The sequence below is a fragment of the Spirosoma flavus genome (assembly GCF_054778555.1).
Genome location: NZ_BAAGZL010000005.1, coordinates 306850 through 321777, shown reverse-complemented (window position 1 = coordinate 321777; position 14928 = coordinate 306850). Strand labels below are relative to the sequence as shown.

Sequence of the window (14928 nt, the reverse complement as noted above, 5' to 3'; positions counted from 1 at the left end):
GCGAATGACTATTTTTTCTTTAATCCCAATTCCATGAGTCGTTCGTCCAGAAACTCGCCAGCGGTCATGTCAACGTAGAGTTTTGGATGCTGGGCATCAATACAACTTTCCAGGCTTGTTAAATCCATATCGCCACGTGGGTGCATGAAGAACGGAATCGAATAGCGCGACTGGTTCATCTTCTCTCGGGGGGGATTCACAACCTGGTGAATGGTCGATTTCAATTTGTGATTCGTGAGCCGGTCGAGCATGTCGCCAACGTTCACAACTACCTGATCGGGCAGGGCGGTAATGCCAATCCATTTCCCATCCCGACGTAGCACTTCCAGCCCATCGGCCGAAGCGCCCATCAACAACGTAATGAGATTGATATCACCGTGCGCTGCGGCTCGTACGGCTCCGTCTGGCGTGGTTTCTGGGTCGAGCGGGAAGTAATGCAGTGCCCGTAGAATGCTGTCCCCGTTACGTACTTTATCGTCGAAATAATTTTCGGGCAGATTCAGATAAAGAGCGATGGCACGTAGCAACTGCTTACCGGCGTTTTCGAGGGTACGATACGCTTCCACAGTCGACTCGCTGAACTCAGGAAATTCTTCAGGATAAACGTTACCAGGCATATCGCCTTCTGGCTCCGGCTGACCGATGTGGTAAAACTCCTTCAGGTCGGCAACTTTAAAGCCTTTAGCGGTTTCTTTTCCCTTACCAATATAACCCCGTTGACCATTCAGTTCGGGATGTTCATATTTCTGCTTGGTGCTATCAGGCGACTGGAAAAATTGCGTTGCCGAATCATATAGTCGTTTGGTTAGCTCGTCGGTCAGGCCATGATTACGAATGGCCACAAAGCCAATCTGATTAAAGGCGCGACCTAAATCCTGCACAAAACGGGCCTTCCGGTCGGGGTCGCCGGAGGTAAAATCAGCCAGATCAAGTGACGGGATTTCGTTGTATAATTCTTCGGATAACATAGACGAAAGCTATTTTGACAAAAATAATGAATGTAAAGTTATAAACGGTCCGCCGATGCGGTTGTAGGGTTATAAGGGTGCAAAGTTCATGCGTTCGTATGATTTACGTCAGCTAACTTTACAACCCTATAACCCTACAACTGCTCCAGCAAACCGGTTTATAACTCAATACGTATTACCCAAAATTCTTCCCGACTTTATTCCAGTCTACTACGTTCCAGAAAGCCGTTACGTATTCAGGACGTCGGTTTTGGTATTTCAGGTAATAAGCATGTTCCCAAACGTCGAGACCAAGGACAGGCGTCCCTTTTTTCTCGGCGAGTGCCATGAGCGGATTATCCTGATTGGGTGTTGACGTGATTTCGATGTCGTTGCCGTTTTTGATAAGCCACACCCAGCCCGAGCCGAAACGGCCCGTAGCAGCTTTGCCCCACTCGGTTTTGAAATTATCGAACGAGCCGAATTTCTTGTTGATAGCATCTGCGAGAGCTCCTTTGGGTGCGCCACCGCCGGGGCCGAGAATGTTCCAGAAGAACGTATGGTTCCAGTGACCACCAGCATTGTTACGTACGGCGGCTGGCGTGCTGGCATTCACGCTTTTCACCAGAGCCTCGATATCCATCTTTGCCATGTCGGTTCCGGCAACGGCTTTGTTGAGGTTATCGACGTAGGCTTTATGGTGCTTGTCGTGGTGAATTTCCATCGTCATTTTATCGATGTGCGGTTCGAGCGCACCCGCGTCGAAGGGCAGCGGAGCCAGCTTAAACGGACCTTCGGCCTGTGCAGGCGAAAATCCAAACGAACGGAAGGCAACTAAACCAGCCGAAGCACCGAAGGCCAATTTTAAAAACTCGGAGCGATTCATGCGAATGTTGATTTTGGGAAGAAAAACAAAGCGTCTATGACGTACCGTCTGCCCGATAAGGGGTTGAACAAAAAACCCATCTCTTTGGTAAATGTTCAGCACACAATACGACGCAGACGCAAATAAACGAGTTTTTTGTACCCAACCACACGCAGCACTAGTGCTTGACCAAAAATGTACGGGCCAAGCTGGAGCTTGGCCCGTGTAGAAAATCTGACTTTACTAATCCGTGACCAAGCCGGGCTTGGCTTCTACATTAATAATTATTCGTAAGCAATTCGGCTCAGGATACTACGTCCAAGCGTCACTTCATCAGCGTATTCAAGATCGCCACCGATAGGTACACCGCGCGCAATGGTCGAAATTTTCAGACTGAACGGCTTCAGCTTTTTTTGCAGATAAAATGCCGTCGTGTCGCCTTCCATAGTCGGACTGATGGCCAGGATAATTTCACGTACCTGTTCACCTTCCTGCCCCTGTAAACGAGCAATAAGCGAATCAATCTGGAGGTCGCTGGGACCAATACCTTCTACCGGCGAAATAATGCCGCCCAAAACGTGGTAAAGTCCTTTGTACTGCGCTGTATTTTCGATGGCCAGTACGTCACGCGTATCCTCAACCACGCAAATCAGCGATTGGTCGCGCCTGTTACTCGCGCAGATACTGCACAGATCGTGGTCGGATAAATTATGGCATTTGCGGCAATATTTGACTTTCGTCCGCATGGCCGTCAAACTCTGCGCCAATAGTTCGGTTTGGTCTTCGTCGCGTTTCAACAGGTGGAGCACCAAGCGGAGAGCCGTTTTTTTGCCAATCCCCGGCAGCTTCGACACCTCATTGACCGCGTCTTCTATAAGTTTGGAGGGGTATTCCAAGGGAGTTTTGATTAGAGAGTGAAAGAGCGAAAGAGCGAAAGAGTGCTGCCAAGCTAATATCGCTTATTCACTCATTCACTCCACGTCGGCGGTCCGATTTCGCTCTTTAATTCAAGACTTCCGCCGAGATGCCCCGACGGCAGATTTCGTTACGCATCGGCACGAGTTCATCCCATGAGCCGTTTTTAACTGTGCACTTGCCTTTGTAATGGATCAGCAGGGTGCACTGCTCAGCCTGTTCGGGCGTATGTTTGCACACGTCGATAAGCGTTTCAATCACATGGTCGAACGTATTGACATCGTCGTTGAAAACCACGAGATTATGTACGTCGGTTTCTACTACTTCGTCGAGTACATCCACCTCAGTCGACCAGTCGTTTTTTTCAAAAGGTTGCATGGGAGCGAAAAGCGTGTTTACTTAGCAAATTTACGAAAATTTGACCACATAAGCGAATTACGTATGACGATTTACGTGGTAAGAATCAGAATTTTGGTCACTCGAAAATCGTTGATTTTGCCACATAATTCATAGCCGTAACTCGTCAATTCCTACATGAATACAACACTTGCGTTAGTCATTTTAGTTGCCTATTTCGGCATGTTGATTGCCGTTTCGTTTTACACCGCCCGCGGTGCCGATACTACTACGTTCTTTACGGCTAATCGACAGTCTCCCTGGTGGTTAGTGGCTTTTGGCATGATTGGTACGTCGTTGTCGGGTGTTACGTTTATTTCGGTGCCGGGCGCGGTCGGAAAAATCGGTTTTTCTTATTTTCAGGTCGTTCTGGGGTACATCATCGGTTATTTCGTGATTGGCTCGGTATTGATGCCGCTCTATTACCGCCTGAATCTCATTTCGATATACGGCTATCTCGAAAAACGCTTTGGTTTCTGGTCGTATAAGACTGGCGCGGGTTTCTTTCTGCTATCGCGAACGGTTGGTTCGGCGGTACGTCTCTACGTAGCGGCTGGTGTATTGCAACTGGCCCTGTTTACGCCACTGGGCATCCCGTTCGAAGTATCCGTGCTGATTACGATTGGCCTTATCTGGATTTATACATTCAAAGGGGGCGTTAAAACCATTATCGTAACGGATACGTTACAGACGGTTTTTCTGATCACGGCGGTAGTTTTAACCATTTTCCTGATCGCCAAAGAATTAAATCTGTCTTTTTCGGGATTAGTGAATACGGTTACAGACAGTCCCATGTCGCAGATTTTTTATTGGGATGGTAATGACTCCAAGAACTTCTTCAAACAGTTTATCTCGGGCGCTTTTATCGCCATTGTCATGACGGGGCTGGATCAGGACCTAATGCAGAAAAATCTGACCTGCAAAAACATCGGCGAGGCTCAGAAAAACATGTTCTGGTTCACCGTTACGCTGGTCTTCGTCAACTTCATGTTCCTGTCGCTGGGCGTTTTACTTTACGCTTTTGCTCAGCGCGAAGGAATCGCCATTCCCGAACGTACCGACGATTTGTACCCCATGCTGGCGCTGAATCACCTTGGTTTAGTAGTAGGTATTACGTTCCTGCTGGGCATCACAGCCGCTACGTATGCCAGCGCCGACTCCGCCCTAACCGCCCTGACAACTTCGTTTTGCGTCGATTTTATGGACGTAGAAAAACGTCCGGAAGCCGCCCGGGCACGTATCAAACACATTGTTCACATTGGTTTCTCGTTATTGTTTTACGTAGTGATCATCGTTTTTCGACAGCTTAACAGTAAGGAAGTCATCACTGCCGTTTTCGACATTGCCGGTTATACGTATGGCCCTCTGCTGGGTTTATACGCGTTCGGAATCTTCAGCAAACGGCCGGTTATTGACGGCGCTGTGCCGTTTATCTGTCTGGCGTCGCCGGTGTTTACCTACATTGTGAATCAGAATTCGGCGGTCTGGTTCGGCGGTTACCAGTTTGGTTTTGAACGGCTTTTGCTTAACGGCCTCTTTACATTTATCGGACTTTTAATCGTGTCCAAATCGGTGAAACAGGAAGAACCCGTTTCGGTTTAATTAAGCTTTTTCAAGCCATAGCTTTAACTGTAGGCTATAATTGTAAAGACATTACTAATTCATTTAGCTCTGTTATGAAATTTACTCCTTCCTTTCTCCTCTTTTCACTAATCATTTTACGTACCGCCAACGCGCAGTTCTGCTTCACCCCCGAACGTCCGCAGATTGGCCAGATGGTGTCGTTTACGTACACGCCACAAAGTACGTCCTTAGCCTCCGACACAACGCTCGAAGGGCGCTACGTTCGCTACGGCACGCCAGCCAATATGCATATCAGTCGCCCAACGACCGTTACGTTAGTACGTCAGGGAAACGATTACATTGGGCAGTTATACATGCCCAAAAAAGACGTAATGGGCACGATGTTATTCTTTCGAAATAGCGCCCAGCCGAGACGTACTGACCTAAACAAAGGGCAATTGTATGTTATTCCCGTATATGATGCCGCTGGTAAAATTATGCCGCACGCGGTTGGCGGACAGGCATCGGTGTTTACGCGGAGTCATTTCCTGAACGAGACCGGCACTCGCTTCGACCCCAATTGGGTGGTAACGCTTTACCAGCACGAGTTACTGATGAACCCTGATTTACAGCCGCATTACTGGTCTGATCTGCTGGCGGCTCAAATCAAACAACGCAAACCCGGCTACGGTCCAGTTGTAAAAGCTGGCATTGAATCATACCTCGCGTCGCGACCATCTCCTACTGCCAGCGAGCTTACAACAGCCGCTCTTTTGTATGAGAGCATGGGCGATTTTCCCAAAGCTACCGCACTACGTGAACGGATGAAATCACTCGACCCGGCGGGCTCGCTTGTGCAGAAAGATCGGGCCAACGCAGTACGTAACGAACCGGACTGGACCAAGAGAAAAGCGGCCTATCAGGCATTTATTCAGGAATTCCCGACCTCAACTCACCTGCCGGGGCTGGCTGTAGTGATGACCGACGGGTATTTCAAAAACAACGACATTGCTGGTCTAGTGAAGTTTATTGAGCCGCTCCCAGCCGCACAAACCGACATACTAGTTTTGAATACCATCGCATTTCAATTAGCCGATGAAAAACGATCGCTAACAGAATCCGAATTTCTCATCAAACGAGCAATTTCTGTTTTTAAAGGACAGCCCAGGCCCCAAAAACCCAGCAATTCGTGGGAAACTGATCAGCGCACTCGTTCGCGGCAACTTATGAATACGTATGCCCGCGCGCTGGAACAGCAGGGCAAATTCGCCGATGCGTTTCCTATTTATAAAGATGTGATTCCGACCGACGACGTCGATAACAGCGACGCCCGAGTCAACGAGCGTTATTTACTTTGTGCGATACGTACCAATCAGGTGGAAGCAGTACGTCCTTATATCGAATCGGCGGTGCAGATTGGCAAAGCGAACCTCGGCCTGAAGACGGCCCTGCGCGACTGGTATGCTAAACAACCGGGAAACAACCTCGCGAAGGCTGATGCTTACGTAGCGGAACTGGAAGCAGACATCCGCGCCGATAAACGTGACGAACTAGCGCAGCAGTTTATCAACGAACCAGCACCCGCCTTTTCCCTCACTGACCTGAAAGGACGCACCATATCATCGTCGGCGTTTAAAGGAAAAGTGATTGTGCTCGATTTCTGGGCTACCTGGTGTGGGCCTTGTGTTGCTTCATTTCCAGCCATGCAGCAGGCGCAAAACAAGTTTCAGAGTGATCCGAACGTCAAGTTTTTATTCGTGAATACGCGCGAAGGTGGCCCGATGCAACGCATCTATAACTTTATGGACAAGCACCCCTCCTATAATTTTGTGGTACCCGTTGATACACAGCAGAAAGTAGCCAATGCCTACAAAGTGAGGGGTATCCCGACCAAAGTAGTGATCGGTCCTGATGGCCGGGTACGCTACAGAACCATCGGATTCTCCGGCGACCCCGAAGCCACTGTTGAAGAACTGGCTCTCGTGGTGGAAATGCTGAAAGAAGGGAAGTAATTTTTTGTCCGGCTTGCATCGTCAGCCGGACAAAAAATGCAGGAAACGTATTAACCTAACAAATGGAAGACAAATTGATTTGCCCCATCAGTAAACATACCGCCGAGCATTACAATTGGGGTAATCAGTGCGATGGCTGGCATCTGGTGAAGTCGGATTCGCTTAGCATCATTCAGGAACGGATGCCGCCGGGCACTGCCGAAGTGAAACATTACCACCAGCAGTCGCGGCAGTTTTTCTTCATTCTCGCAGGAGAAGCAACGATGGAAATTGGCAAGGAATTACACGTATTACGTGTTCATGAAGGCGTAGAAATTCCTCCGATGGTTGCTCATCAGATGCGAAACGAATCCGCAAATGATCTTTGGTTTACCGTTACGTCAATGCCCAAAAGCCACGGTGACCGTGTCAGTGTGCCTTGATAATATATTCCTAATAAGCAGTTTAGCTCCAATTTGCTACGTAGCATGACCATTCGCCCTGCCACAACCGACGATATTCCCGCCCTGTTACTACTTATTCGGAACGTAGTACCTCTGATGCGCGCATCCGGAAATTTTCAGTGGGATGATACGTATCCGAACGAAGCCGTTTTCCGACAGGACATTTCGCACAGTCAGTTATGGGTAGCCGACATCGACGGCCAAATTGCGGGTGTAGCAGCGCTGACCGAAGATCAGGAACCCGAATATGCTCAGGTTGGATTCGATCTGAGCCAGCGTGCGGTCGTTACGCATCGGCTTGCTGTTGATCCTGCTTTTCAGGGAAAAGGCGTAGCAGCCGCTTTGTTAACAAAGGCCGAAACGTTGGCCTACGAACGTAACATTGCTTTTTTACGTATCGATACGAACTCTGAAAATCAGGCTACTCAGAAGCTTTTCCCTAAACTGGGGTATCGTTACGCTGGTGAAATTACGCTTGGCTTTCGGCCCGGTTTGCGGTTTCTGGCCTACGAAAAACGTCTTTAGGGACGTAGCATAGACCTCATTTCGAAAAACCGGCACTTCTTTTGCGGTAAGGCTTATCTGTAGAGATAACCTAAGACCATGATACGCGTTGTACCTCTCCTATTGCTCGGTTGGCTGATGACGGCTCCGCTATTTGCCCAACAGTTGATTAAAAAAGCGAAGCAAACCGTGTTCACCATTTCGGCGGTCGATGACAAGACGTCGAATGAGTTACCGGCTCAATTTACAATTGAAGCGAAAAAAGCGAAGAAAACCTTCAAGGGCAAAAGCGAGCCGGGTGGTAAAACCTTTTCGTTTATTCTCACGCAAGCCGATACGTTGAACGTAATAACCAGTTCGCCAGGCTATTACGAAGTTGAAGAACTGATGACCGTTACGTGCGATACGTGCCCGGATTATGGCTACACAGTACGTCTCGAAAAGCTGGACCCCAAAGCCGATACAGTCTTCCGAAATTTACAGGTCAATCAGGCGTTCCGACTCGATAATGTGTATTTCGATCAGAGCAGCTACGTGCTACGTCCCGAGTCATATCCGCAGTTGAACAAGCTGGCAAAAACACTAGCAACTACGCCTAAACTCGTTATCGAAATCGCTGGCCATACCGACAATGTTGGCGACCGGCGTTTGAATCAGCTATTGTCCGAAAATCGAGCGAAGATTATCCGAAACTACCTCGTCCGAAGTGGTATTGTTGAGGACCGATTAAAGGCTTCCGGTTATGGCGACAAGCATCCGGCGGCACCTAATGATTCAGAAGAGAACAAACGAAAGAACCGACGCGTTGAATTCGTTGTATTAGCGTTGTAACTTGATTGTCAAACGTAGCGCGTCCAACTACCAGCGTTACGTTCGACTGACAACTGCTGACTGACAACCTTCAACAATGTCTTTTTTTGTTAAACCCGGCTCGATTGTCCGCCAGATTTGGGGCGATGCCGATGTTATTTTGCTGGTCTTCGCGGGTTCGGCGGCTGAATTTGCGCTGAACAAAGCGGTTGACTGGCTTTTTTTTACGGGAAAACTCCCCGCCGATCCGATCGGCCGGCTATTTTCGACGGTTCGCTACGCGCAGGAAATCGTTTTTCAGCCCGACGATAAAGCCCGACAAGCCATTGCGCGGATGGGTTCAATTCATACGGGTATAGAACAAAAACGGGGCTATGCCATTCCAGACTGGGCTTATCGGGACGTTCTGTACATGCTGATTGACTATTCGGAACGGGCGTTTGAAACCCTGCACCGCCCCTTGACAAATCCGGAAAGAGAAGAACTGTTTCATACGTTCCATCAGGTTGGCGCAGGGATGAAAGTTCCGGATTTACCCACTACGTATGAAGCCTGGCGAATTGATCGTGAAGCTCATTTGAACCGCGATTTAGTTCATAGTGCGTTCACTGATAAATTATTTCAGCGATACCGGGAGGAACTAGGAAATTGGCGTTATGATTTACTACGTCAGGTTCAGTCGATTCTGGTACCCAGACAAGTCAGTCAATTGCTGACCCTTCCTAAGAAACCACTGCTGACGTATTCGCTCGGTTTATACTCCCTGCTAAACGCCCTCGGACTACGTTCCTTTGTGCAGCGCGTCTTACTACCTACGGAATATTTACAACAGATTCGTAGTTTAGACCGGTAATTATGTCAAGTTTCAGGTTTGAGTCGTTGCTCAAACCTGAAACAATACTTTACTTCATCAACATGACTTCTTCGCCTATTACTACGTCAGTCTTCGACCTGTTTAAGGTGGGGCCGGGACCATCGAGTTCGCATACGATTGGCCCCATGAAAGCTGCTTTCGATTTCCGGCAACGGCTTGCCCAACTTCCTTTCGAGGTTCAGCAACAGGCTGATAGCCTTCATGTTCACTTGTATGGTTCGTTAAGTGCTACGGGAAAAGGGCACGGCACCGACCGGGCTGTTGTAGCTGGTTTACTCGGCTGGCAACCCGAAACAACCGATCCCGACGAACTGCTAAAGCTCCTGCGCGATGCCACCGTTACGTATCCGGTTCCGGTTGGTGAACGTACCATACTGGTTGGTGTGCCAGAGATACATTTTGAGCGGAAACGCTACGATTCGCCCTACGCCAATACGATGGTGCTGAAATTAAAAGCGGGTGAGCAAACGCTGGCTGGAGAAGAATACTATTCCATTGGCGGGGGGTTTATCATTCGAAAAGGCGAACCGGAAGAATCTCCAAACCAACGTAGCGTTCCGTATCCGTACAGTACAATGGCTGAACTGAAGGCCCAGCTTACTACGTGTAATTTAACGCTGGACGACGTACTAATGGCGAACGAAATGGCGCTCACCGGACGTAGCAGAGCTGAAGTGAACCAACGTATCGACCAGATTCTGGACTTTATGCATAAAGCTGTTCGGCGTGGATTGCGACATAAAGGCACGCTTCCTGGTTCGATTAAGCTGAGCCGGAAAGCGCCGATTCTGTTTCAGCAGGCCAAAGGCATGAGTCAGTCGTCCGACAGTTTTCTGATTTTCCTGAATGCGTATTGCTTAGCGGCATCGGAGGAGAATGCCGCCGGAGGTATTGTTGTCACGGCTCCTACGTCGGGCGCGTCGGGAGTGATTCCGGGACTGACGTATCTGGCAAAACATCATTTTCATTACGACCGCGCGACATTACGTGCCGGTATGCTGGCCGCAGCCGCCATTGGCTTTCTGGTGAAACATAACGCCAGCATTTCAGGCGCCGAAATGGGCTGCATGGGCGAAGTGGGTACGGCTTCGGCGATGGGAGCTGCTTTCCTGACCCGGTGTTCGCAGGACGTAGCAGACATCAGTTCCATTGAAGCGTCGGCAGAAATTGCCATTGAACACCATCTCGGCATGACGTGTGATCCTATTGGTGGCTACGTTCAGATCCCTTGCATCGAACGTAACGCGATGGGCGCGGTGAAAGCCTACAATGCGTATCTGCTGGCTACTTCAGGAGCAGCTTCGTTCCAGAAAATCTCACTCGATGCAGTGATCAAAGTGATGAAAGCCACCGGCCGTGACATGTCGACTAAATACAAAGAAACTTCCGAAGCCGGCCTGGCCCTGAGTGCTACGGAATGTTAAAAACTGAGCGAACGGGAATAAAATAGGTAGCCGGTATAAGTATACCGTTCGGACACGACAATTACTTAATCGTAAAGACTACCCCGCAAAATTCACACCAAACGGCATTTTTCAGAACATAATTCTGCTTTTCAAGAAACGTATACCGAGGAAAGTATACAGGATCAGTAAGGCCGTTTCCAGCACTGATTCTGAATTGTTTTGCGGGTAAAAGCCTGATTTAAATCCCTGTACCCAATGAATTAGCGCCAACCAGTACCAGATAAATGAAACAAGCCCCCCCACTGTAAAGAATAAAACAAGTAGAAATTGACGCATAGGCAGCGACCATTTAATGATTTGTTGAGAATAACTTAAATAAAGACGACAATCATGCCGAACGATACGTACCATTGACAATCGGGTTAGGGACCATTTTAAACAATTCGGGGGTTTAACCAGGTTTTAATACGAATTATTTACCTCAAGCAAGTATGTCTAATATTTATACTCCCCAGCAACAGCGCGTTCTGCTCATTACCAGTCTGCTCGTTATTGCCGGTTTTATTCTTTTCGGCCTCAGCGGATACATTTCGGCGTTTCTCGGTGCAGGTATTCTCTACGTTGTCTTCCGGCCGTGGTTTACGGCTTTGGCAATTAAACGCAAATGGAATCGCTCGCTCGTAACCAGCCTGCTGATTGTTTTTGCGCTGGTGGTTATCATCATGCCTTTTCTGACGCTCAGTCTGCTGCTCATCGGTCGGATTCAGTATTACAGTCAGCATACCGACGATATTATGAAGCTGGTGAAACACGCCGAAGATATTATTGGCTATCAGATAACCAGTCCGCAAAATATCCGAACCATTGCGCAACAGGCAGGCTCTTACGCCAGTCGGCTTTTACCGTCTATTGCCGGTGGAGCGCTCGATTTTATTGTCATTATCGGTCTCATGTTTTTTGCCCTGTATTTCATGTTTGTGGATCAGGAATCGTTTACGAAAGGGCTACAGAAATACTTGCCTTTCAAACGCGATACGCAAAAGGAACTGGCTGAGTCGCTCAAAAATAACGTCAATGCCAATGTATTGGGGCAGGCCCTGGTAAGTCTGGTTCAGGGTGTGTTAACCGGGCTCACACTCTGGATTTTTGGCGTACCTGATGCCCCTTTCTGGGGAGTTGTTGCCTTTTTCCTGGCATTTATCCCGCTTCTTGGCACGCCCCTCGTCTGGGGGCCAGCCGGGCTGATTCAGCTGTCGCAGGGTAATACGGCGCAGGGCGTTGGAATTCTGCTGGTGGGCGTTATCGTGATTATTAACATCGATAACCTGCTACGTATCATGCTCGCCAAGCGCATGGGCGACATCCATCCGCTCATTACGTTGGCCGGAATTGTGCTGGGCGTACCCATTTTTGGTATCCTCGGTCTTGTTGTGGGGCCGCTCCTCCTCTCCTACTTCATCGTGCTGATCCAAGTGTTCGAGCAGGAAAACAAAAAGCTCGAAAAGGAAGCCGCCGTAGCCGATGAGAAACTTGAAACGGAAGTGGAGAAAACAAAAAGAGCGAAAGAGTGAATGACCGGGCCGCCGGAGCGGTGAAAGAGCGAATACCATTCGGATGAACTATTCGCTCTTTCACCGCTCCGGCGGCCCGGTCATTCACTCTTTCGCTCTTTAAAATTACTGCCGCGTCACTTTACTCGCACCCGATGTTTCGGAGTCCAGCGTACCAACGTGGCCCAGATCGGCGTGGCTCGCTCCAGTGGCATCGACCGACGCTTTATCAATGTTCATCGACGTTGCTTCGAGTTTTGAAGCTCCATTCAGTTCAGCTTCTAACCGATTGGCGTGACCACGTAGCACGATGTTCGAAGCACCTGATAAATCAAGTTTCAGGTCATCTGCGTCTCCGTCGAAGACCGTCCGGCAGGCACCGCTCATGCTGATCTTCAGTCCGTTATATCGTTCGAAACCGGTTAGACTAGCTTTCGATGCTCCTGACAGCTGAAGTTCATCAATAGTTTTCGGCACAGTGATGGTGAGCCCAACGCGTTTCCGGTCACGCCAGTTGAAAAGGCCATCCCGGCGATCGATTTTCACTTCCAGCGTACTTCCATTTACCCGAACGTCCATATCACTCATGTCTTTTTCGCGTCCGTCGGCCACCACTTTATACATATCACCTTTGCGGAAACGTACCACAAATGCGCCTGCTACGTCGACTTTCGAGAAGTTAGTGATGTTGAACTGACGGGTGTGGTCGCCAATACGATCGAAATCATCACCAAGTTCGTGCGCCAGAGCATCCTGTACGTCATCGGTCAGGTCCGTTACATCGTTATCTTCATCGTTACCATCACGATCCATTTCGCGCGGGAAGTTGATGCAGACCAGACCATCGACGCGGGTGAACTTCCAGATACTGGCCTCCATGCGGTCAAACTCTTTTCCACCGAACTCATTCCGGATAAAGTAGGCAAATTCTTTCGTCATGCGGAACGGCTTTTCGTACGGAATCATCAGATCCATATCCAATTCCTGCCCCCGAAATTTCGAGCCCGATTTCAGCTCAATCGTGTTGTCGAAACGTATCGTCGAATCTTTGACGGTGTAGACGTATTTGATGTTTCGGGCGTTTTCCTGCGCATTGGCGCGGTTACGGCCCTGGGCCTTAAATCGCTGTACCAGATTCAACGTAGTGCCATCGTAACCCACCAAGTCAAGATCGGGCTGCCAGGAATCGTCCTGATTGTTAAGGGCAAAGGTCGGAATCCGGGCTGGTACGTTCAGGGTTTTGGTTTCCTCGACTACACCCCGTCGCTGGAAGCTGGTAAACAAAGGCGTAGTGGTACCACCGAAAATCAACAGGCTGATGAGCCATACACCAGCCAGCGTTAGGGCTGTACGGCTGCTTAGTACGCTACGCATCGTGATGAGCATGACACCCAGAATGGCCAGACCGAATGCGGGTAAAAAACCAACCAGAAAAGCCGCCAGCACCATCGGGAACGTAATGTCGTCCATTACGTAACGTACCGGCAGATCGATGTCCATGAAGGCACCACCAACAAGGCCCGTACCGGCACCCAGCAAAGCAAGGCAGGCTACCATCAGCGCAAAGGCAACCACCAGCATAAGTACACCGGCAAATACCCGGATCACGGCAACGACACCGTTCATCAACGGACCAAGCGCGCGACCCAAACCGCCAATGATGGTGGCAATTGCCCGGAAGGGGAACAGCAGAACGCGGGTCAACGTGCTCTCATTACTGGGCGAATCATTGATGTTCAGATTTTGCTTGATGCTGTTTTCAATGTTGGAAAGCGTAATGGGCTGCCCCTGCATTTCCATCTTTTCGGTAAGCGTATTGGCCTGAGGAGCAATCATCCACAGAACGATATACAACAGAAAACCAACGCCGAAGAACACAATACCCAGCACGAACAATAGCCGGATAACGCCGGTATCGACGCCGAAATAAGCGGCAATACCCGATGCAACGCCACCCAGCACTTTGTCTTCAGGGTTACGGAAGAATTTTTTTACGGTTTTATCATCTTCAATGGTCATAACACCTGGCAGTGAAATCCACATGGCGATGTAAATGATGAACGTAAAGCCGGAGACACCTGCGCCAAAGCCTTCACCAATCGGTGGTAACGCCAGGAACAACACCAGGAAAATCAGCCGCACCCATACTACGTCCATGTTGAAGTAATGAGCCAGCCCGGCGCATACGCCACCGAGAGTTTTTCGGCGCAGGTCGCGCACCAGCCGACGAGGTTCCATCGTGGCACCTGTAGCCTGGGACTGGGCGTTACCTGAAACACTTTCAAAGCCCGTGCTCCGTGTTCCTTGCCCCCGGCCACCCGCAGAATTTCGTCCACCGCTGGTTACCAGAACTTCTTCTTCTTCAACAGCTTCGAAATCAGCGACGGTGCCCATAGCGGCCGTTAATTCGTTGACATCATCCAGCGAAACTGCCTGTTTATCAGCCGCTTTCAGTTTAGCCAGCAATTTTTCAGCAATCCGATTTTCGATGTCGGTTACGATTTCCTGACTGTCTTCGTACGTCGAGAAGTACTGCTGAACCGTACTCAGGTAGTTTTTCAGTTTGTCGTAGCCGTCCTCTTCAATGTGGAAGATGACGCCACTAATATTTATGCTTATGGTCTTTTTCATGGCTTTTGGGAA

13 protein-coding genes are annotated in these 14928 nt (G+C 49.3%); 8 read left to right on the top strand and 5 right to left on the bottom strand.

Features of this window, described 5'->3' with window-relative positions; all coding sequences use genetic code 11:
• Window positions 1-8: 8 nt before the first annotated feature.
• The 4 genes from ACYVF1_RS25135 to ACYVF1_RS25120 form a co-directional block, all read right to left on the bottom strand.
• Window positions 9-968: an isopenicillin N synthase family dioxygenase gene (locus ACYVF1_RS25135; protein ID WP_461084117.1), complete on the bottom strand. Its 960-nt coding sequence runs from the start codon at window positions 966-968 to the stop codon at window positions 9-11.
• 175 nt (window positions 969-1143) lie between these two features.
• The gene (locus ACYVF1_RS25130; RefSeq protein WP_461084115.1) at window positions 1144-1833 is read right to left on the bottom strand and encodes a superoxide dismutase; all 690 of its coding nucleotides are present in this window, start codon (window positions 1831-1833) and stop codon (window positions 1144-1146) included.
• 263 nt (window positions 1834-2096) lie between these two features.
• The gene (gene recR / locus ACYVF1_RS25125) at window positions 2097-2708 is read right to left on the bottom strand and encodes a recombination mediator RecR (protein WP_461084113.1); all 612 of its coding nucleotides are present in this window, start codon (window positions 2706-2708) and stop codon (window positions 2097-2099) included.
• A gap of 106 nt (window positions 2709-2814) precedes the next feature.
• Window positions 2815-3105, bottom strand: coding sequence for an ATP-dependent Clp protease adaptor ClpS (locus ACYVF1_RS25120; RefSeq protein WP_461084111.1), 291 nt, complete (start codon window positions 3103-3105; stop codon window positions 2815-2817).
• Between the two features lie 156 nt (window positions 3106-3261).
• On the opposite strand from ACYVF1_RS25120, the gene ACYVF1_RS25115 reads away from it, so the two are divergent.
• The 8 genes from ACYVF1_RS25115 to ACYVF1_RS25080 all read left to right on the top strand — a co-directional run bounded on the left by ACYVF1_RS25115 (window position 3262) and on the right by ACYVF1_RS25080 (window position 12306).
• Window positions 3262-4725: a sodium:solute symporter gene (locus ACYVF1_RS25115; protein WP_461084109.1), complete on the top strand. Its 1464-nt coding sequence runs from the start codon at window positions 3262-3264 to the stop codon at window positions 4723-4725.
• A gap of 74 nt (window positions 4726-4799) precedes the next feature.
• Window positions 4800-6698, top strand: a complete 1899-nt coding sequence (locus ACYVF1_RS25110; protein WP_461084108.1) for a redoxin domain-containing protein — start codon at window positions 4800-4802, stop codon at window positions 6696-6698.
• A 62-nt stretch (window positions 6699-6760) separates the two neighbouring features.
• Window positions 6761-7120 carry a cupin domain-containing protein gene (locus ACYVF1_RS25105; RefSeq protein ID WP_461084106.1) on the top strand — a complete coding sequence of 120 codons (360 nt, stop codon included), beginning with the start codon at window positions 6761-6763 and terminating at the stop codon, window positions 7118-7120.
• A gap of 45 nt (window positions 7121-7165) precedes the next feature.
• The gene (locus tag ACYVF1_RS25100) at window positions 7166-7666 is read left to right on the top strand and encodes a GNAT family N-acetyltransferase (RefSeq protein ID WP_461084104.1); all 501 of its coding nucleotides are present in this window, start codon (window positions 7166-7168) and stop codon (window positions 7664-7666) included.
• Between the two features lie 78 nt (window positions 7667-7744).
• Complete coding sequence (locus ACYVF1_RS25095) at window positions 7745-8476, top strand: OmpA family protein (protein ID WP_461084101.1); 732 nt, start codon at window positions 7745-7747, stop codon at window positions 8474-8476.
• Window positions 8477-8552: 76 nt separating this feature from the next.
• Complete coding sequence (locus ACYVF1_RS25090; protein WP_461084099.1) at window positions 8553-9308, top strand: oxygenase MpaB family protein; 756 nt, start codon at window positions 8553-8555, stop codon at window positions 9306-9308.
• A 62-nt stretch (window positions 9309-9370) separates the two neighbouring features.
• On the top strand, window positions 9371-10753 hold the full coding sequence (locus tag ACYVF1_RS25085) for an L-serine ammonia-lyase (RefSeq protein WP_461084097.1): 1383 nt from the start codon (window positions 9371-9373) through the stop codon (window positions 10751-10753).
• 473 nt (window positions 10754-11226) lie between these two features.
• Entirely contained in the window at window positions 11227-12306 is a 1080-nt protein-coding gene (locus ACYVF1_RS25080) for an AI-2E family transporter (protein WP_461084095.1), read from the top strand.
• Window positions 12307-12411: 105 nt separating this feature from the next.
• Here the strand turns inward: ACYVF1_RS25080 and ACYVF1_RS25075 are convergent, their stop codons facing one another.
• Window positions 12412-14916 (bottom strand): PspC domain-containing protein, encoded by a 2505-nt coding sequence (locus ACYVF1_RS25075; protein ID WP_461084093.1) that lies wholly within the window; start codon window positions 14914-14916, stop codon window positions 12412-12414.
• Window positions 14917-14928: the final 12 nt, after the last annotated feature.